Here is a 17594-nt window from a genome sequence, read left to right on the forward strand (position 1 = left end):
TTATCTTCCCAGGTAGACTTCGATGACGCGTTCGTCGGCTTGCACTTCGTCCATGCGGCCCTGCGCCAGCACCGCGCCTTCATGCAGCACGGTGACGATGCCCTGCTGCGCGATTTCCGTGACAAAACCCATGTCATGCTCGACCACCATGATGGAATGCTTGCCGCGCAGTTCATTCAGCAGCTCTGCCGTGCGCGCCGTTTCCGCGTCCGACATGCCGGCCACCGGTTCGTCGAGCAAGATCAATTGCGGCTCCTGCATCAGCAGCATGCCGATTTCCAGCCACTGCTTCTGCCCGTGCGACAGCAAGCCGGCCAGCCGCGCCTCCTGGCCGTGCAGGCGGATCAGGCGCAAAATCGCTTCGATCCTGCCTTCCTGTTCCGCGTTCAGGCGCGCGAACAGGGTGGGCGCCACCCGCTTGTTCATCTTCATCGCCAGTTCCAGGTTGTCGAACACCGTATGCTGTTCGAACACGGTGGGACGCTGGAACTTGCGGCCGATGCCGGCGTGGGCGATCGCATATTCGGTCATGGTCGACAAATCCATGGTCTGGCCGAACCAGGCCGTGCCGGAGGTGGGCCGTGTCTTGCCGGTGATTACATCCATCATGGTGGTCTTGCCGGCGCCATTCGGGCCGATAATGCAGCGCAACTCGCCGACCGAAATATCAAGGCTCAGCTTGTTGATGGCCTTGAAGCCGTCAAACGATACCGTGATGTCTTCCAGATACAGAATCGCGCCATGCGTGGTGTCGACGCCCTCGCCCTTGACCCTGGCATAGGACGAGCCAGCTTCGCCACCGGCCATGCCAGGTACCATGCGGATACTCATGCGGCCTCCTCTGCCACGACGGCGGTTTTCCTGCGTTTCAGTTTGGCCAGCACGCCGAGCATGCCTTGCTGCATGAACAGGGTGACGACGATAAACAGCAGGCCCAGCGCGAACAGCCACAGTTCCGGCAAGGCGGCCGTAAACCAGCTTTTCAGGCCGTTGACGGTAAACGCGCCCAGGATGGGGCCGATCAAGGTGCCGCGCCCGCCGACGGCCACCCACACCACCATTTCGATGGAATTGGCGGGCGACATTTCGGACGGGTTGATGATGCCCACCTGCGGCACATACAGGGCGCCGGCAATGCCGCACAGCACCGCCGACAGGGTCCAGACAAACAGCTTGAACCACAGCGGGTTGTAGCCCAGGAACATCAGCCGCGCTTCGCCGTCGCGCACGCCCTGCAGCACACGCCCCAGTTTCGAGCTGACGATGGCGCGCGCGCCGACCAGCGCGCTGACCAGGAACGCCAGCGTCAAGAGGAACAGCACGGCCTTGGTGGCGGGCGCCGTGACGCTGTAGCCGAGGATGCTCTTGAAGTCGGTAAAGCCGTTGTTGCCGCCAAAGCCGGTGTCGTTGCGGAAAAACAGCAGCATGAAGGCATACGTCATCGCCTGCGTGATGATGGAAAAATACACGCCCTTGATGCGCGAGCGAAACGCAAAGTAGCCGAACACGAAGGCCAGCACACCGGGCACCAGCACCACCAGCGCCATGCAGTACCAGAAGTGTTCGGTGAAGGCCCAGTACCAGGGATAGGTCTTCCAGTCGAGGAACACCATAAAGTCGGGCAAGGCGCTTTGATACTGGCCCTCGGCGCCGATGGCCCGCATCAGATACATGCCGTGCGCATACGCGCCCAGCGCGAAGAACACGCCGTGGCCCAGCGACAGAATGCCGGTATAGCCCCAGACCAGGTCGAGCGCCAGCGCGGCCAGCGCATAGCACATGAACTTGCCGACCAGGCCGACCGTATAGGCCGACACATGCAGCCGATGGCCTTCGGCAAAGGCCAGGTTAAAAATCGGCAGCAAGGCCGCCACGATGGTGAAGGCGGCGATCGCCGCCCAGACAGGCCGCGAAAACAGGCCCTGCTTGACGCGTAAAGAGGTAATCATTCGACGCTGCGTCCCTTCATGGCAAACAGGCCCTGCGGCCGGCGCTGGATAAAGATAATGATGAACACCAGGATGGCGATCTTGGCCAGCACCGCGCCCGCCACCGGTTCCAGGAATTTGTTGACTTCACCCAGGCCCAGGGCCGCGATCACGGTGCCGGCCAGTTGGCCCACGCCGCCCAGCACCACCACCATGAAGGAGTCGACGATATAGCTTTGGCCCAGGTCCGGTCCCACGTTGCCCAGCTGCGACAGCGCCACGCCGCCCAGGCCGGCGATGCCGGAACCGAGGCCGAAGGTCAGCATGTCGACCTTGCCGGTGGCCACGCCCACGCAATCGGCCATGCGGCGGTTTTGCGTGACGGCGCGCACGAACAGGCCGAGCCGGGTTTTATTGAGGATCAGCCACACCGCCACCACCACCAGCATGGCAAACGCGATGATGGCGATGCGGTTGTACGGCAGCACCAGGGAACCGAGCACCGTCACGCCGCCCGACATCCAGGCCGGATTGGCCACTTCCACGTTCTGCGCGCCGAAGATGGTGCGGACAAGCTGCATCAGGATCAGGCTGATGCCCCAGGTGGCCAGCAGGGTTTCCAATGGCCGCCCGTACAGCCAGCGGATCACCGTGCGTTCCAGCACCACGCCGACCATGCCGGCAACAAAGAACGCGGCCGGCAGCGCCGCCAGCAGATACCAGTCCTGCATGCCCGGCAGGTAGCTGCGGAAGAACAGCTGGCAAAGATAGGTGGTGTAGGCGCCTATCATCAGCAGCTCGCCGTGCGCCATATTGATAATGCCCATCAGGCCAAACGTGATGGCCAGGCCCAGCGCGGCCAGCAGCAGCACGCTGCCCAGCGACAGGCCGTAAAAGATATTGCCGACGAATTCGGTGCGCTGCACCCGTCCGCGGATTTGGGCGATGGTATCGACGGCGGCGATGCGCACCGCGTCATCGGGCTCGCCGGGCTTGCCGTCCGGCCCTTTGTCGAGCATCGCCTGCAAGGGCGCGATCAGGCGCGCGTCGCTGCTGACGGCCAGGTCCCGCACCGCCTGCTTGCGCGTGGCCGCGTCCGGCGCATGCAGGTTGGCGCTGGCGATCAGCACCTGCAGCATCTGTTTGATTTCGGTATCGGTTTCCTGCGCCAGCGCCTTGCGGATCAGCGCAAGCTGCGCCGGGCTGACGGCTTTTTGCAGTTCACGCGCTGCGGCAAGCCGTGTTTCGCGCTGTGGCGCCAGCAGTTTCAGGCCAGACAAGGCGCCCTCCACCACGCCGCGCAGGCGGTTATTGACCATCACGCCATCGATGCCGTCCGGCGCCGGCCCGCTCTTGCCGGTGGCCGGATCATACGCTTGCGCGCCGTCGCCGTCGACGATCAGCACCTGGCCGCCGGGCGTGGCATACAGGGTGTCGGCCTGCAGCGCCTGCAGCACGCGGGCCGCCTCGGGCGTGGCCAGCGCGGCGATCTGGCCGACGGCCGCGACGCGCGCTTCGGGGTTGTCGCCGGACAGCGGTTGCAATAGCGTGGGGTCGATGGCGGCCTGGGCCAGCGAGGAGAACAGCAGGCAGGCGAGGGCCAGCAGTTTGGGAAGGAGCTGCATGCGCATGGGTTCCTGGGTGGAAAAGCAACTAAGATCAGGGGTCAGACCCGGCGGGTCTGACCCCAGCTTTTAAGCTAGCTCAGAGCGCAAATCACAACTTCTGCTTGCCTTCATTACCCTTGATAAACGGGCTCCACGGCTGCGCGCGGATCGGCTCCTTGGTTTTCCACACCACGTTGAACTGGCCGTCGGCCTTGATCTCGCCGATCATCACCGGCTTGTGCAGGTGGTGGTTGGTGGCATCCATGGTCAGGGTGAAGCCCGACGGCGCCTTGAAGCTCTGGCCACCCATGGCGGCGATCACCTTGTCGGTATCGGTCGACTTGGCCTTTTCCACCGCCTGCGCCCACATATGAATGCCGACGTAGGTCGCTTCCATCGGGTCGTTGGTGACCACCGAGCCCGCGTTCGGCAGCTTCTGCTTGACGGCGTAGGCTTTCCACTTCTTGATGAAGTCGGTATTGACCGGATTCTTGACGGACTCGAAATAATTCCATGCCGCCAGGTGGCCCAGCAAAGGCTTGGTGTCGATGCCGCGCAGCTCTTCCTCGCCGACCGAGAAGGCCACCACCGGCACGTCGGTCGCTTTCAGGCCGGCATTGCCCAGTTCCTTGTAAAACGGCACGTTCGAGTCGCCATTGATGGTGGAGATGACGGCCGTCTTGCCGCCGGCCGAGAACTTCTTGATATTGGCGACGATGGTCTGGTAGTCGGCATGGCCGAACGGCGTGTAGACCTCGCTGATATCGCTGTCCTTGACGCCACGGCTTTTCAAAAAGGCGCGCAGGATCTTGTTGGTGGTGCGCGGATACACATAATCGGTGCCCAGCAGCACGAAGCGCTTGGCCCCGCCACCATCGGCGCTCATCAGGTATTCGACGGCGGGAATCGCCTGCTGGTTCGGCGCGGCGCCCGTGTAAAACACATTCTTTTCCAGTTCCTCGCCCTCGTACTGCACCGGGTAGAACAGCAGGCTGTTGAGTTCCTTGAACACCGGCAGCACGGACTTGCGCGACACCGAGGTCCAGCAGCCGAACACCACCGACACCTTGTCCTGCGCCACCAGCTGGCGCGCTTTTTCCGCGAACAGCGGCCAGTTCGAGGCCGGGTCGACCACCACCGGTTCGAGCTGCTTGCCCAGCACGCCGCCCTTGGCGTTGATCTCGGCGATCGTCATCAGCGCCACGTCTTTCAGCGACGTTTCGGAAATGGCCATGGTGCCGGACAGGGAATGCAAAATCCCTACCTTGATGGTGTCGGCGGCAAGCGCCGACTGCGTGTAGGCCGAGGCAAGCAAGGCCATTGCGCCTGCTGCTGCCGCTTTCAAGATGATGCGTCGTGACATGTGGACTCCTGAGGGTGATGGATAGTCGAGAGGGGCATACCATGTTGTTAAAGCAGAATGCATGCCAGCATCGGTCCGCCTGCCACATGCACAAAGCGCCACTGTTTGGTGCGCCCGTGTTTTTGTTGCACGAAAAAAAAACCCGGCTGCACAAGGACTGTGCAGCCGGGTTGGCCTGGTGCTGCAGCTTGGTGCTGCGCTGGTGCTTTACGTCACGACGCCCTTGCGTGGTGCGCGCAGCCGGCGCCATCCTTTGCGCAGCAAGGGGAACAGGATGGCAAAGCCCACCAGCCACGGCAGGATGAAGGCCAGCGCCGTAATGGCGTTGGCCGTGCCTTCTGACAGGTTTTCCGTAAAGTTGCCCAGCGAACGCTTGACGGGCGACCAGAACGAACGCTTGCCCTGCGCGCTGATCGAGACGTTCAGCAAATCGGTATCGATGCGCTGCATCAGCAGCGCATTGGCGGCCGTCGCCTCTTCCAGCTCCGTCTGCACGGTGGCCAGCTCTTTCGTGACCTTGATCAAGGCATCGACATTATTACCGGAGCGCTTTTCCAGTTCCTGCAACTGAGCCTGGTACTGCCTGAGCATTTCCAGGCGCTTGCGGCTGTCCATCACGGGACGGCCCAGGTCTTCCGCCTTGGTGCCCTGGCTGGTCAGTTCGCCTTCGGCCGCCACCAGCGCGACGAGCTGCTGGATGCCGGCCGGCCTGGCGCGCAGGCTGATGCGCGCCTGCATGTAGCGGCCGCTGTCAAGGCTGGAATCGAGCAGCATGCAGCCATTGGCCGTATCGGCCTTGCAGGCGGCCACCACTTTTTCATACAGCGGCCGCACCTGGGCCTCGCCGGTGTCGACGCCGACCGAGTGTTCGTAGGCGAGAAACTCCGCGCCCTTTTCCTTGCCTTGCAGGCGCGCGGCGCTCGATTGGCCGCCGGCCTCGTTCTTGCTGCCGCAGCCAGCCAGCACCACCAGGGCGATCGTCGCCGCCACCCTGGCCACCTTCGCCAGCTTGATCGAAAATTGCATGATTTCCTTTTTATTAATATACCGTCGCCGGCATTTTATGGCCAAACCCGTATCATCGCCAACGCGGCAGGCAAGCGGGCAAACCCGCCCGCTTTGGCCCGGCGCCGCTAACTGGTATCATGCGGGCAAACGCTGGCCGCTCACGCTGCCCCAGCCCCGCAACACACCGCGAAGCGATCCCGCGCCAGTGCGCGGCGCTGACGCCATACTATAAGAGAAACCATCGATCATGAACACCGCAAACCATCCGTCGTTCTGGCGCCGTATCCCGCTCGCCTTTGGCGCCTTTTTCAGCACCCTGTCCGATGGCGCTTATGCCGCCCGCGTGGAAAAGCTGAACCTGCCCGAAGCCGCCCCGGTCGCCCCGGCTCCCGCACCCGTGCCGCCGCCGGCCGCCGCCCCCGTGATCCTGAAAGAAGCCACGCCTGACGCCGCCCTGCAACTGCTGGCGCTGCTGCAACGCGAAGCGCGTCTGATCGACTTCACCCAGGAAAACCTGGCCAGCCATGCCGACGCCGATATCGGCGCGGCCGCCCGCGTGGTGCACGAAGGCTGCGCCAAGGTCATGCGCGAATACTTCAGCATCGAACCGGTGCGTTCGGAAAACGAAGGCGCCCGCATCGTGCTGCAGGAAGGCTTTGATCCCGCCAGCGTGCGCCTGACCGGCAATGTGGTCGGTACAGCGCCGTTCAAGGGCACCCTGAGCCACCGCGGCTGGCGCGCGTCCAGCGTGCGCCTGCCGAAACTGAACGACAAGCATGACGCAGCCATCCTGGCGCCGGCCGAGGTGGAACTGTGAACGCGCAGACTGTTACCCCGCAATTTGCCATCGGCATCGACCTGGGCACCACGCACAGCGCCCTGTCGTATGTGAATCTGGGCGCGAGCGACGGCGAAAAATCGATCCACGGCGTGCTGCCGGTACCGCAATTATCAGCCCCCGGCACGCTGGAAGAGCTGCCGCTGCTGCCCTCGTTCGTCTACCTGCCGCATGCCGAGGAAGTCGCGCCCGGCGACCTGGCCCTGCCATGGGTCAGCGAAGAAGCCGAGGCGCCGTTCGTGGTGGGCGAGATGGCGCGCAGCCGTGGCGCCACCACGCCGATCCGGCTGGTCTCCAGCGCCAAGAGCTGGCTGTGCCACGCCGGCGTGGACCGCCGCGCGGCAATTTTGCCGAGCGACGCGCCGCCGGAAGTGGCCCGCATCTCGCCGATCACGGCCGCCACGCGCTACCTGACGCATTTGCGCCAGGCCTGGGACTACGCCCACCCTGAAGCGCCGTTCACGCAGCAGGAAATCACCGTCACCATCCCGGCCTCGTTCGACCCGTCCGCGCGCGAGCTGACGATGGAAGCGGCGCAGGCGGCAGGCTACGGCAACCTGACCCTGCTCGAAGAGCCGCAAGCGGCCTTGTACAGCTGGATCCAGACCAGCGAAGGGCGCTGGCGCAAGGACGTCAAACCGGGTGACATCATTCTGGTGGTCGATGTCGGCGGCGGCACCAGCGACTTTTCGCTGATCGCCGTGTTGGAGCGCGACGGCGTGCTCGAACCGCACAGGGTCGCCGTCGGCGAACATATCCTGCTCGGCGGCGACAATATGGACCTGGCGCTGGCGCACCTGGTGGCGCGCAAGCTGGCTGCCAACGGCACCCAATTGGATGCCTGGCAGATGCGGGCGCTGACCTATGGCTGCCGCAGCGCAAAGGAAAGCCTGCTGGCCGACAGCGGCATGGACAGCGCGGCCATCGTGGTGCCAAGCCGTGGCTCGAAGCTGATCGGCGGCTCGATCCGCACGGAACTGACGCGCGAGGAAGTGTCGACCTTTATCCTCGATGGTTTCTTCCCGCAGGTCGAAGCGTCGAGCCGCCCCACGGTGCGCACGCGCGCCGGCCTGACGCAACTGGGCCTGCCCTATGCGCAGGACGCGGCCATCACGCGCCACCTGGCGGCGTTTTTGGGCCGGCAAGTGGCAGCCACCGCCGAGCTGGAAGGCTTTGCCGGACGCCAGTCGAGCGAGGCGAGCTTCTTGCACCCGACCGCCGTGCTGTTCAACGGCGGCGTGTTCAAGTCCGACCTGCTGGTGCAGCGCATCATGGGCGCCGTCAACGACTGGCTGTACCTCGAAGGCGCGGAACCGGCGCGCATGCTGGCCGGCGCCGACCTGGACCTGGCGGTGGCGCGCGGCGCCGCCTACTACAGCTATGTGCGGCGCGGCCATGGCGTGCGCATCCGCGGCGGCACGGCCAGCGCTTTCTATGTGGCGATCGAATCGGCCATGCCGGCCATTCCCGGCATGGAGCCGCCGATCCAGGCCCTGTGCGTGGCGCCGTTCGGCATGGAGGAAGGCAGCGAGCTGGAACTGCCGGGCCAGCAATTCGGCCTGGTGGTCGGCGAACCGGTGCACTTCCGCTTCTTTGCCTCCTCCACCCGCCGCAACGATCAGATCGGCGACCTGCTCGACTTCTGGGCGCCGGACGAACTGCAGGAGCTGAGCGAGATCCAGGCCACGCTGTCGGCGGAAAACCGCCAGGCCGGCGACGTGGTGCAGGTAAAACTGCATGCGCGCGTCACCGAAGCGGGTACCCTGGAGCTGCTGGCCGTCTCGCTCGATGGCGCCGAGCGCTGGAAGGTGGAATTCGACGTGCGCGGCACGGCGCAGTAAATGGCCAAGGCCAAGGCTGCGGCTTCCTATCTGGTCGGCATCGACCTGGGCACCACCAATACGGTGGTGGCCTACGCAAATGCGGCCGACGCCGGCGATACGGCAGCCGCAATCAGGCTGTTCGAGATCGAGCAGCTGGTCGCGCCCGGCGAAGTGGGGCCGCGCGCCCTGCTGCCCTCGCTGCGCTACCACCCGGCCGAGGGCGAACTGGCGCAGGACGAGCTGCGCCTGCCCTGGTCGCAGCGTGACGTGGGCGGCGTGGACAACGCCGTCACCGGGATGCTCGCGCGCGTATTGGGCGGCCAGGTGCCGGGCCGGCTGGTGGCCAGCGCCAAGAGCTGGCTGTCGCATGCCAATGTCGACCGCCAGGCGCCCATCCTGCCCTGGGGTGCGGATGGTGATGTCGCCAAAGTCTCGCCGGTGGCCGCCAGCGCCAGCTACCTGGCCTACGTGCGCGCCGCCTGGAATGCGCGCTTTCCTGACTCACCGCTGGAGCGCCAGGAACTGGTGCTGACCATTCCCGCCTCGTTCGACGAAGGCGCGCGCGCCCTGACCCTGGAAGCGGCGAAACTGGCGGGCCTGCCCACGCTCAGGCTGGTCGAAGAACCGCAGGCCGCCTTTTATGACTTTTTGCACCGCCACCGCGACGACCTGCACACGCAGCTGGCGCACACGCGGCGCATCCTGGTGGTCGATGTGGGCGGCGGCACCACCGATTTCAGCCTGATCGATGTCGACCTCGATGAACACGGCGAGCCGCAGTTTACGCGCAGCGGCGTGGGCAACCACCTGATACTCGGTGGCGACAATATGGACCTGGCGCTGGCGCATCTGGTGGAAACGCGCATGTCCGCAGGCCTGGAGGGCTGGATAAAGCTGTCGGCGGCGCGCTTGTCGCAGCTGATGGAGCGCTGCCGCGCCGCCAAGGAAGTGCTGCTATCACACAATGCGCCGGAACAAGCCACCGTCACCCTGCTGGGGTCGGGCTCGCGATTAATCGGTGGCACGCGCTCGGTCGAGCTGACGCGCGCGGAAGTGGCCAGCATGGTGGTCGACGGCTTTTTCCCGCTGGTGGACGCGTCCGACACGGCCAGGAAGGGCCGCGCCGGCATTGTCGAGTTTGGCCTGCCCTACGCCCAGGACGCGGCCATCACGCGCCATCTGGCCAGCTTTTTGCAGCAGCATCCGGGCGAGATGCCCGACACCCTGCTGCTGAACGGCGGCGTATTCCGCGCCGACGCGCTGGCGCGGCGTCTCACAGCCACCTTGAGCGCCTGGCGCGGCTCGCCGGCTACCCTGCTGCACAACGATAACCCCGACGTGGCCGTGGCGCGCGGCGCGGTGGCCCATGCGCTGGCGCGTCGTGGCCAGGCGCCGAGCATTGCCGGCGGCTCGCCACGCAGCTACTTCCTGGTCCTCGGTGTAGCGGGCAAGGACCAGCGCGCCGTCTGCATCCTGCCGCGCGGCGCAGCCAGCGGCGAAGAAGTGCGCCTGCTTGAGCGCAGGTTCGCCCTGCGCCTGGGCCGGCCCGTGCGTTTTCACCTGGCCTCGTCCACCGGCGAGACCGGCACGCCGCCGCAGCTGGGCGATATCGTCGACCTGAACGAAGGCGACTATGTGCGCCTGCCGCCGCTGGCCAGCGTGCTGCACGACCCCGACCATCCGCAGGACAAGCGCGAAATCACGGTGCAGCTGGCCACCGTGATGACGGAAGTGGGCACGCTGGAAGTGCACTGCGTGGCGGAAAGCCAGGCCGGCTTGCGCTGGCTGCTGGAATTCCAGCTGCGCGGGGAGGACGAGATGGACAGCGAGGCGTCCACTGTTTCACCGCGCGTCAAAGAAGCGGTCGACAAGATCGAGCGCATCTTTGGCGGCAAGGCGCAAAAAGTCACGCCCAAGGAAGTGCGCCAGCTGCGCCAGCACCTGGAACAGGGCCTCGGTGGGCGCGAGGGCTGGGATACCGCCCTGCTGCGCCAGCTGTTCGACGCCCTGCTGCAGCGCAACCGGGGCCGGCGCCGCTCCGCCGAGCATGAACGGGTGTGGCTGAACCTGGCCGGCTGGTGTTTGCGCCCCGGCTACGGCGATGCGCTCGACCCCTGGCGCATCGAGCAGCTGTGGGCCATGTTCGACAGTGGCGTGCAGCACCACAAGGACAGCCAGGTCTGCGCCGAATGGTGGACCCTGTGGCGGCGCGTCACCGGTGGCCTGGACGCGACCGCGCAGTTGCGATTGCTCGACGACTTCGCCTTCAACCTGCAGGCCGACGCTGCACAGCGCGGCAGCCGTCCCGTCACCCTGGTCAACGGCAGCGACGACGACATGCTGCGCCTGGGCGCGTCCCTGGAACGCATCCCCGGCAGCTACAAGGCCGAAGTGGGCGCCTGGCTATTGAAACGCCTGGAAAAGACCAGGGGACGCACCGACGCCGGCGACGCCCACAACCTGTGGGCCCTGGCCCGCGTCGGCGCGCGCCAGCCCTTCCACGGCAGCGCGCATGAAGTGGTCGATGCGGCCACAGCGACAGAATGGCTGGACCGTCTGCTGGCGCTGGACTGGAAAAAAACCGAAGCGGCCGCCTTTGCCAGCGCCCATATCGCCCGCATGACAGGCGACCGCTCGCGCGACATCGGCGACGCGCAGCGCGCCACGATTGTCGCCAGGCTCAAAGGCATCGGCGCGCCCGAGAACTGGGTGGCGATGGTGCGCGAGGTGGTGCAGCTTGATGAGGCGGCTACCCGCCGCATGTTGGGCGAGGCGCTGCCGCCGGGGTTGAAGCTGCTGGCTTGAGGCCCTGCTTTACCACACTATATGGGTGTCGCTGGTGATGCCGGCTTACGCGCCTGCGCTAACGGCGTCGCGCGAACCCGCATACCTCGGCAGCCCATCGGCCAGCCTGACCCACTCGACCTGCGTCGCCGTATAAATATGGCTCTGTGGCGCAAACCGCCCGGGCTCATCGAGGCTGCAGGTGGTCAGGTCGACCTCGTCCGCGTAGCGGTCGTCCTTGAACATCAGCTGGGTGCCGCAGCGCGGGCAGAAGCTGCGCTTGCCGTGCTCGCTGGAGACATAGGTCGCGGGCTGGCCCTGCAGCCAGCGAAAGTTGGCGCGCGGCACGCTGAACCAGGCGACAAACGGCGCGCCCGAGGCACGGCGGCACATGGAACAGTGGCAGGCGCTCTGGTGCATGGCACCCGCACCTGCTTCGTAGCGGATATCTCCGCACAAACATCCTCCGGTCAGCATGGCATCCTCCGTAGGTCGGATTAGCGCTTCGCGCGTAATCCGACGCCATCGTTGGCCGCGTTAACACTGTTGTCGGATTACGCGGGGCTTTGCCCCGCTAATCCGACCTACGCGACGGCAATGATAAATAGTACCACCGCCAGCGGCGCCTGTACCAGCACGATGCCCGGATGGGTGCGGCGCAGCTGGGCCCACACGTTCAGGCCAGGCACTTCTTCGTGCGGGTGGTGCGCTTCGTCGCGCAGCGACATGGCGTGCAGGAACATGCCGGCGATCAAGGGGCCGGGATTGACCCACCAGCCCTGCTCCAGCAGGCCATGCGACAGGTAGACGGCCAGCACACCGATCAGCACGGGCGAGGCCCATACCACGACCAGGATCGCGCGAATGCCATAGAACTCGGCCAGCGTGCCCATGCGGTGCAAGCGGCTGATGTCCGTGTTTTCCATGCGCTTGTCGATCGCCAGCTCGGCGCGGCCGTACAAGGTCCACAGGCCGCCGAACAGGCAACCGAGCAAGATGCCGATAAAGATGTCGGCCGCGAACACCGCATACTTGTTGACGTCGGCCGTGCCGATGCCCAGCGAGGTGTGGGCGGCGGCATGCAGGTGCAAGCTGGCCTGCTCGCCTTCGGCCGTGGTGTAGCGGTCGCGCACGTCATAGGTGCTGCCGATATACACCACGTTCTTGCGCAAGGCCTTGTCATCCACCCCCGCCTTGCCATCGATCAGTTTCACGCGCGTGCGCGTGGGGTCGAGAAACTCGCGCGCCACGGCGGTCGGGTGGAAGGGCGCCGTGACGGCGTTCTGTTCCCTGGCGTCCCTGGCGTCGCCATGGATCACGGGCTCGAACGCCCAGCGCGCCAGTTCCTTTTCGCTGCTGGTGCGATTGGCCAGCTGGCAGACGCGGTCGGCCAGCCCCACCACCTCCTTTTGCTCGGACAAGACGGCAGGAATCGGCTGCTGCTGTTCCTGCTCCTTGACGCCATGCGCCAGCTCGAAGGCGACCGCGGCCAGCACCGGGCTTTTCACTTCGATGCGGGTGACGGCGCCCATGCGCTCGCGGATGCGGGCGCTGGCGAAATGCAGGCCGGCGGCGCAGCGCTCGCGTATCCACGGCAGATTGGCGTTCTGGTCCGACTGCTCGGGCAGAATCAGCACCAGCTGCTGGCCGCCCCGGGCGAGCTTGTCGAGCAGGCTGTCGAGCGGGCGTTCGCCGGCCTTGTGCTGTTCATACACGGCCGGCGCCAGGTCCAGGTCGATGGCCAGCACCTTGCTGCCGCGCGCGGCCGCGCTGGCGATCAGTTGTTCCAGGCGCGAGCGTTCCAGTGGTTCGCGCTCGTCGAACACCTGCTCGAACGCGGGCTGGTCGATCTCGATGATGCCGGGCCGGTATTTCGAGCCCTGATCGGTACGCTCGCGCACGATCTGTCCGTGCTCGGCGCTGAAGCGCAGCATGGCCGCATCGAGCCATTCGAGCACATGCAACCCCTCCAGCGCCAGCATCAGCGAGGCGATCAGGGCCGCGCCGATAATATGGTGCAGCAAATGCGTGCCCGTCAGCTTGAAGGCATGGCCCACCTGCACAAAGGGCCACAGCAGGCGTTTTCCCAAACTCAGCCTTGGCGGCGGGGGCGGTGCGGCGTGGTCGTCGGCATTCATGGTGTTCTTGTCTTTCTGAAGCTTGCTTCTTGATGAACAGTTATTAACGACAAGAGTTAGTAACGAGAAGAATATAGTATTGCAATAGTGCTCAGAAGCAGCGCACCTTTGGACGCGCCCATGCTGCGCCGCAGAATGCATCGCGCGCCGCTTCGTGCTACAAACACCCCATCAAAAAGGAGAACGCCATGCCCTATGTGCGCCAGACTACGCATCTCGAACGGGTCCGCAACCTGATCGCCGGCCGCATCGTCAACCCTGGCGACGACGTGGCACGGCTGGCTTCTTCCTACCAACGCTCGCTCGACGACTACCGGCTCGACCCGGCCTGCACCACCGGTCCGCGCATCCTCACCAGCGCCGAGCTGCGCGCGATCCAGCAGGCCGAGGAAGGTTTTTTGCGCTCGACCGGCCAGTGCCTGCCGCGCCTGCACGCCATGGTGCGCGAGGCCGGCTATTGCGTGATCCTGGCCAATGCGCATGGCGTGACGATCGACTACGCGGTGGACCAGGAACAGCGCAAGCATTTCAAGAAAGCCGGCCTGTACCCCGGTTCGTGCTGGTCCGAACACGAGGAAGGCACGTGCGGCATCGCGTCGGTGCTGCTGGACCATGAGGCGATCACCGTGCACAAGACCGACCATTTCCGCGCCGCGTTCACGGGCCTGACCTGCAGCGCGGCGCCGATCTTTTCGCCGCATGGCGAGCTGATCGGCGTGCTGGACGCCTCCGCCCTGGCCTCGCCAGACGCGCGCGACAGCCAGCGGCTGGTCAAGCAACTGGTGCGGCAAAGCGCCACCGTGATCGAGGACGGATACTTCCTGAAATCGTACGGCCACTGCTGCATCGTGCTGGCGCACCGCAACCGCCATTTCGTCGAAGTGCAGCCGGAGATGCTGCTGGCCATCGACGAAACCGGCAACGTGGTGGCGGCGAATCGCTGCGCGCGGCAGGTCATCGCGGGTCTGGACGCCCTGCCCCGGCCCGTCGGCGACGTGCTGGAAGTGCGCGCCGAACGCCTGGTCGATGCGCGCCCCGGCCAGAACCTGCTGTCGCTGCGCCTGGCGGGCGCCGGCAACTGGCTGCATGCCAGGCTGCGGCCGCCAGCGAAAACGGCATCGCTGCGCAGCCGCCTCAACAGCGCCCCTCCCGCGACCTTGTCACCTGATTACTCGAACGAGGAGCTGGCCGAGCGCACGCGCATCGAGCAGGCGATGGCGCAGTCGAAATGGCGGCACCTGACGGCGGCGGCCATGCTGGGCGTCTCGCGAGCCACCTTGTACCGGCGCCTGAAACACTTCCGTATCGTGCCGCCGCACAAACAGCAAGGGTGAGATTTTTGTCTCATTGCCGCGCGTGCTGCAATGCGCAATGCCAGCATAAAACGTGCGTGATACAACATCGTCAGCGGTGCAGTGGAACCTGCAAAGCCGCATTCCATCATCACGCCATGAGGAGACACGATGACTACCAACCCCCATCAATACACGGTCGCTGCCCTGCTCGAGCAGCTTGAAGGCGCCCTGCGCACGAACGACTTTGACGGCGCGGCGCAGCTGTTCGAAGACGACGGCTACTGGCGCGACCTGGTGCTGTTTACCTGGAACCTGAAAACCCTGGAAGGCCGTGCCCAGATCGCCGCCATGCTGGCCACCCAGCTTGGCGCCGTGCAGCCGGTCACCCTCCGCATCAGCGACGGCGAACAGGCCAGCGAGGCCGGCGGCGTCACCCAGTGCTGGATCACGGTCGAGACCAATGTGGCGCGCGGCGTGGGCTTTGTCCGCATCCGCGATGGCAAGATCTGGACCCTGCTCACCACCATGAGCGAGCTGAAAGGCTTTGAAGAAGCCAGGGGCGGGCGCCGGCCGATGGGCGCCGAACATGGCGCCCACACCAACCGCAGCAGCTGGCTGGAACAGCGCGAGCGCGAAGCGGCCGAACTCGGTTACGAGCGCCAGCCGTATTGCGTGATCATCGGCGGCGGCCAGGGCGGCATCGCGCTCGGCGCGCGCCTGCGCCAGCTGAACGTGCCGACGATTATCATCGAAAAGAATGCCCGCCCCGGCGACAGCTGGCGCAAGCGCTACAAGTCGCTGTGCCTGCACGACCCGGTCTGGTACGACCATATGCCGTATATCCCGTTCCCCGACAACTGGCCCGTCTTCACGCCGAAGGACAAGGTCGGCGACTGGCTGGAAATGTACACCAAGGTGATGGAGCTGAACTACTGGGGCTCGACCACGTGCGAGTCGGCCAGCTTCGATGACGCCACCGGCGAGTGGACCGTCAAGGTGGTGCGCGACGGCCAGGCCGTCACCTTGACGCCGAGGCAACTGGTGCTGGCAACCGGCATGTCGGGCAAGGCCAACATGCCCAAATTCAAGGGCATGGACGTGTTCCAGGGCGAGCAGCAGCATTCTTCGCAACACCCGGGGCCGGACGCCTATGTCGGCAAGAAGGTGGTGGTGATCGGCGCGAACAATTCGGCGCACGATATCTGCGCCGCCTTGTGGGAAGCGGGGGTGGACGTGACCATGGTGCAGCGCTCGTCGACGCACATCGTGAAATCCGATTCGCTGATGGACCTGGCGCTGGGCGACCTGTACTCCGAACGGGCGCTGGCGGCCGGCATGACGACGGCGAAAGCCGACCTGACCTTCGCCTCGATCCCCTACAAAATCCTGGCCGATTTCCAGAAGCCCGTGTTCAGGGCGATCCGCGAACGCGATGCCGATTTTTATGCGCGGCTCGAAGAAAAAGGCTTCATGCTGGACTTCGGCGACGACGATTCGGGCCTGTTCATGAAATACCTGCGCCGCGGCTCCGGCTATTACATCGACGTCGGCGCGTCCGAGCTGGTGGCCGAAGGCAAGATCAAGCTGAAAAGCGGCGTCGGCGTGGCCGAGCTGAAGGAACATTCCGTGGTGCTGACGGACGGCAGCGAACTGCCGGCCGACCTGGTGGTATATGCCACCGGCTATGGCTCGATGAACGGCTGGGCGGCCGACCTGATCTCGCCGGAAGTGGCCAACAAGGTGGGCAAGGTGTGGGGGCTCGGTTCGGCCACCACCAAGGACCCGGGCCCGTGGGAAGGCGAACAGCGCAATATGTGGAAGCCGACGCAGCAGCAGGCGCTGTGGTTCCATGGTGGTAATCTGCACCAGTCGCGCCATTATTCTCAGTATCTGTCGCTGCAGCTGAAAGCGCGGATGGAGGGGCTGGACACGCCCGTGTACGGGCAGCAGCAGGTGCATCACCTGTCGTGACCGCAAATTCACGATACCGCGATTCCGCGTAGGTCGGATTAGCGCGCAAGCGCGTAATCCGACAACATTGTTGGCGCGTTCGGTGGTGGTGTCGGCTTACGGCCTGCGGCCTCGGCGGCCCCGCCTAAGCCGACCTACCCGACGGACGAAAAAAATGGCGGCGGGCCATCAGCCCGCCGCCATTTTTTCATGTAAAACAATTACTCTTTGACCGATTCGATCGCAAACGTCAGGGTCACTTCATCGCTGACGGCTGGCGCGTATTTGCCGGCGTTGAATTCCGAGCGCTTGATCTGGGCCGTGGCGTTGGCGCCGCAAGCGTCTTTTTTCAGCATCGGGTGCGGTGCGCAGTTGAACGAGGTGACGGTCAGGGTCACTGGCTTGGTCACGCCTTTCAGGGTCAGGTTGCCTTCAACGGTGGCCAGCTTGTCGCCCTTGAAGTTGAACTTGGTCGACTTGTAGGTGGCAACCGGGAACTTGGCGGTGTCGAGGAAGTCTTCGCCCTGGATGTGCGAGTTGAACAGGGTCGAGCCGGTGTCCACCGATTTGGTATCGATCAGCACTTCAACCGAGCCGGTCTTGGCGGCGCGGTCCAGGGTGATCTTGCCGGTCGTGTTATTGAAACGGCTTTGCTGGGTCGAAAAACCCATGTGGCTGTATTCGAAACGCGGGAAGGTGTGGCTGCCATCGATGACATAGACTTCCGGCGCGGCGACGGCGGACAGCGAGAAGCCGGCGGCGGCGATAAAGGCGAGCAGTTTTTTCATGGTCAAGTCCTGAATGTGTGGATTAAGGTAAAACCGCAGGCAGCGCGCATGCACTGGGCAATCGGCAGGCTG

Annotated in this window: 13 protein-coding genes; 5 read left to right on the forward strand and 8 right to left on the reverse strand. The window is 65.0% G+C overall.

All coding sequences use genetic code 11. The features are described 5' to 3' along the window. The 5 genes from urtD to ASR47_RS15975 all read right to left on the reverse strand — a co-directional run bounded on the left by urtD (nt 1) and on the right by ASR47_RS15975 (nt 5924). A complete protein-coding gene (gene urtD / locus ASR47_RS15955; protein ID WP_065308771.1) occupies nt 1–831 on the reverse strand; it encodes an urea ABC transporter ATP-binding protein UrtD in 831 nt (276 codons plus the stop codon). Continuing rightward, complete coding sequence (gene urtC, locus ASR47_RS15960) at nt 828–1949, reverse strand: urea ABC transporter permease subunit UrtC (protein ID WP_171898964.1); 1122 nt, start codon at nt 1947–1949, stop codon at nt 828–830. Before urtC ends, urtD begins: the two co-directional genes overlap by 4 nt. After that, nucleotides 1946–3553, reverse strand: coding sequence for an urea ABC transporter permease subunit UrtB (gene urtB, locus ASR47_RS15965; protein WP_065308923.1), 1608 nt, complete (start codon nt 3551–3553; stop codon nt 1946–1948). Before urtB ends, urtC begins: the two co-directional genes overlap by 4 nt. A 91-nt stretch (nt 3554–3644) precedes the next feature. Beyond that, complete coding sequence (gene urtA / locus ASR47_RS15970; RefSeq protein WP_065308772.1) at nt 3645–4898, reverse strand: urea ABC transporter substrate-binding protein; 1254 nt, start codon at nt 4896–4898, stop codon at nt 3645–3647. 207 nt (nt 4899–5105) lie between these two features. Continuing rightward, a complete protein-coding gene (locus ASR47_RS15975) occupies nt 5106–5924 on the reverse strand; it encodes a DUF4349 domain-containing protein (RefSeq protein WP_065308773.1) in 819 nt (272 codons plus the stop codon). A gap of 229 nt (nt 5925–6153) precedes the next feature. On the opposite strand from ASR47_RS15975, the gene ASR47_RS15980 reads away from it, so the two are divergent. Genes ASR47_RS15980 through ASR47_RS15990 form a run of 3 tightly spaced genes read left to right on the forward strand, consistent with a single transcriptional unit; the run spans nt 6154 to nt 11372 of the window. After that, nucleotides 6154–6723, forward strand: a complete 570-nt coding sequence (locus tag ASR47_RS15980) for a DUF2760 domain-containing protein (protein ID WP_065308774.1) — start codon at nt 6154–6156, stop codon at nt 6721–6723. Next, nucleotides 6720–8585, forward strand: coding sequence for an Hsp70 family protein (locus ASR47_RS15985; RefSeq protein WP_065308775.1), 1866 nt, complete (start codon nt 6720–6722; stop codon nt 8583–8585). The genes ASR47_RS15980 and ASR47_RS15985 overlap by 4 nt, the downstream gene beginning before the upstream one ends. Beyond that, nucleotides 8586–11372, forward strand: a complete 2787-nt coding sequence (locus tag ASR47_RS15990; protein WP_065308776.1) for an Hsp70 family protein — start codon at nt 8586–8588, stop codon at nt 11370–11372. A gap of 45 nt (nt 11373–11417) precedes the next feature. On the opposite strand, the gene ASR47_RS15995 is transcribed toward ASR47_RS15990, so the two are convergent. Together ASR47_RS15995 and ASR47_RS16000 are read right to left on the reverse strand one after the other, a co-directional pair. Continuing rightward, complete coding sequence (locus tag ASR47_RS15995) at nt 11418–11828, reverse strand: GFA family protein (protein WP_065308777.1); 411 nt, start codon at nt 11826–11828, stop codon at nt 11418–11420. 107 nt (nt 11829–11935) lie between these two features. Beyond that, complete coding sequence (locus tag ASR47_RS16000) at nt 11936–13489, reverse strand: CHASE2 domain-containing protein (RefSeq protein WP_065308778.1); 1554 nt, start codon at nt 13487–13489, stop codon at nt 11936–11938. A gap of 188 nt (nt 13490–13677) precedes the next feature. On the opposite strand from ASR47_RS16000, the gene ASR47_RS16005 reads away from it, so the two are divergent. Next, nucleotides 13678–14823: a sigma-54-dependent Fis family transcriptional regulator gene (locus ASR47_RS16005; RefSeq protein WP_065308779.1), complete on the forward strand. Its 1146-nt coding sequence runs from the start codon at nt 13678–13680 to the stop codon at nt 14821–14823. A 129-nt stretch (nt 14824–14952) separates the two neighbouring features. Then, nucleotides 14953–16755 (forward strand): NAD(P)/FAD-dependent oxidoreductase, encoded by a 1803-nt coding sequence (locus tag ASR47_RS16010; protein ID WP_065308780.1) that lies wholly within the window; start codon nt 14953–14955, stop codon nt 16753–16755. A 200-nt stretch (nt 16756–16955) separates the two neighbouring features. Here ASR47_RS16010 and ASR47_RS16015 read toward each other — a convergent pair whose 3' ends face one another. Continuing rightward, complete coding sequence (locus tag ASR47_RS16015; RefSeq protein WP_065308781.1) at nt 16956–17522, reverse strand: YceI family protein; 567 nt, start codon at nt 17520–17522, stop codon at nt 16956–16958. Nucleotides 17523–17594: the final 72 nt, after the last annotated feature.

This window comes from Janthinobacterium psychrotolerans (assembly GCF_001677885.1).
Taxonomy (GTDB): domain Bacteria; phylum Pseudomonadota; class Gammaproteobacteria; order Burkholderiales; family Burkholderiaceae_D; genus Janthinobacterium; species Janthinobacterium psychrotolerans.

Coding starts and splice junctions, on each gene's coding strand:
- ASR47_RS15995 (WP_065308777.1), bottom strand. CDS start 11,828: ATGCTGACCGGAGGATGTTTGTGCGGAGATATCCGCTACGAAGCAGGT.
- urtB (WP_065308923.1), bottom strand. CDS start 3,553: ATGCAGCTCCTTCCCAAACTGCTGGCCCTCGCCTGCCTGCTGTTCTCC.
- ASR47_RS15980 (WP_065308774.1), top strand. CDS start 6,154: ATGAACACCGCAAACCATCCGTCGTTCTGGCGCCGTATCCCGCTCGCC.
- urtD (WP_065308771.1), bottom strand. CDS start 831: ATGAGTATCCGCATGGTACCTGGCATGGCCGGTGGCGAAGCTGGCTCG.
- ASR47_RS16010 (WP_065308780.1), top strand. CDS start 14,953: ATGACTACCAACCCCCATCAATACACGGTCGCTGCCCTGCTCGAGCAG.
- ASR47_RS15975 (WP_065308773.1), bottom strand. CDS start 5,924: ATGCAATTTTCGATCAAGCTGGCGAAGGTGGCCAGGGTGGCGGCGACG.
- ASR47_RS16015 (WP_065308781.1), bottom strand. CDS start 17,522: ATGAAAAAACTGCTCGCCTTTATCGCCGCCGCCGGCTTCTCGCTGTCC.
- urtA (WP_065308772.1), bottom strand. CDS start 4,898: ATGTCACGACGCATCATCTTGAAAGCGGCAGCAGCAGGCGCAATGGCC.
- ASR47_RS16005 (WP_065308779.1), top strand. CDS start 13,678: ATGCCCTATGTGCGCCAGACTACGCATCTCGAACGGGTCCGCAACCTG.
- ASR47_RS15990 (WP_065308776.1), top strand. CDS start 8,586: ATGGCCAAGGCCAAGGCTGCGGCTTCCTATCTGGTCGGCATCGACCTG.
- ASR47_RS16000 (WP_065308778.1), bottom strand. CDS start 13,489: ATGAATGCCGACGACCACGCCGCACCGCCCCCGCCGCCAAGGCTGAGT.
- urtC (WP_171898964.1), bottom strand. CDS start 1,949: ATGATTACCTCTTTACGCGTCAAGCAGGGCCTGTTTTCGCGGCCTGTC.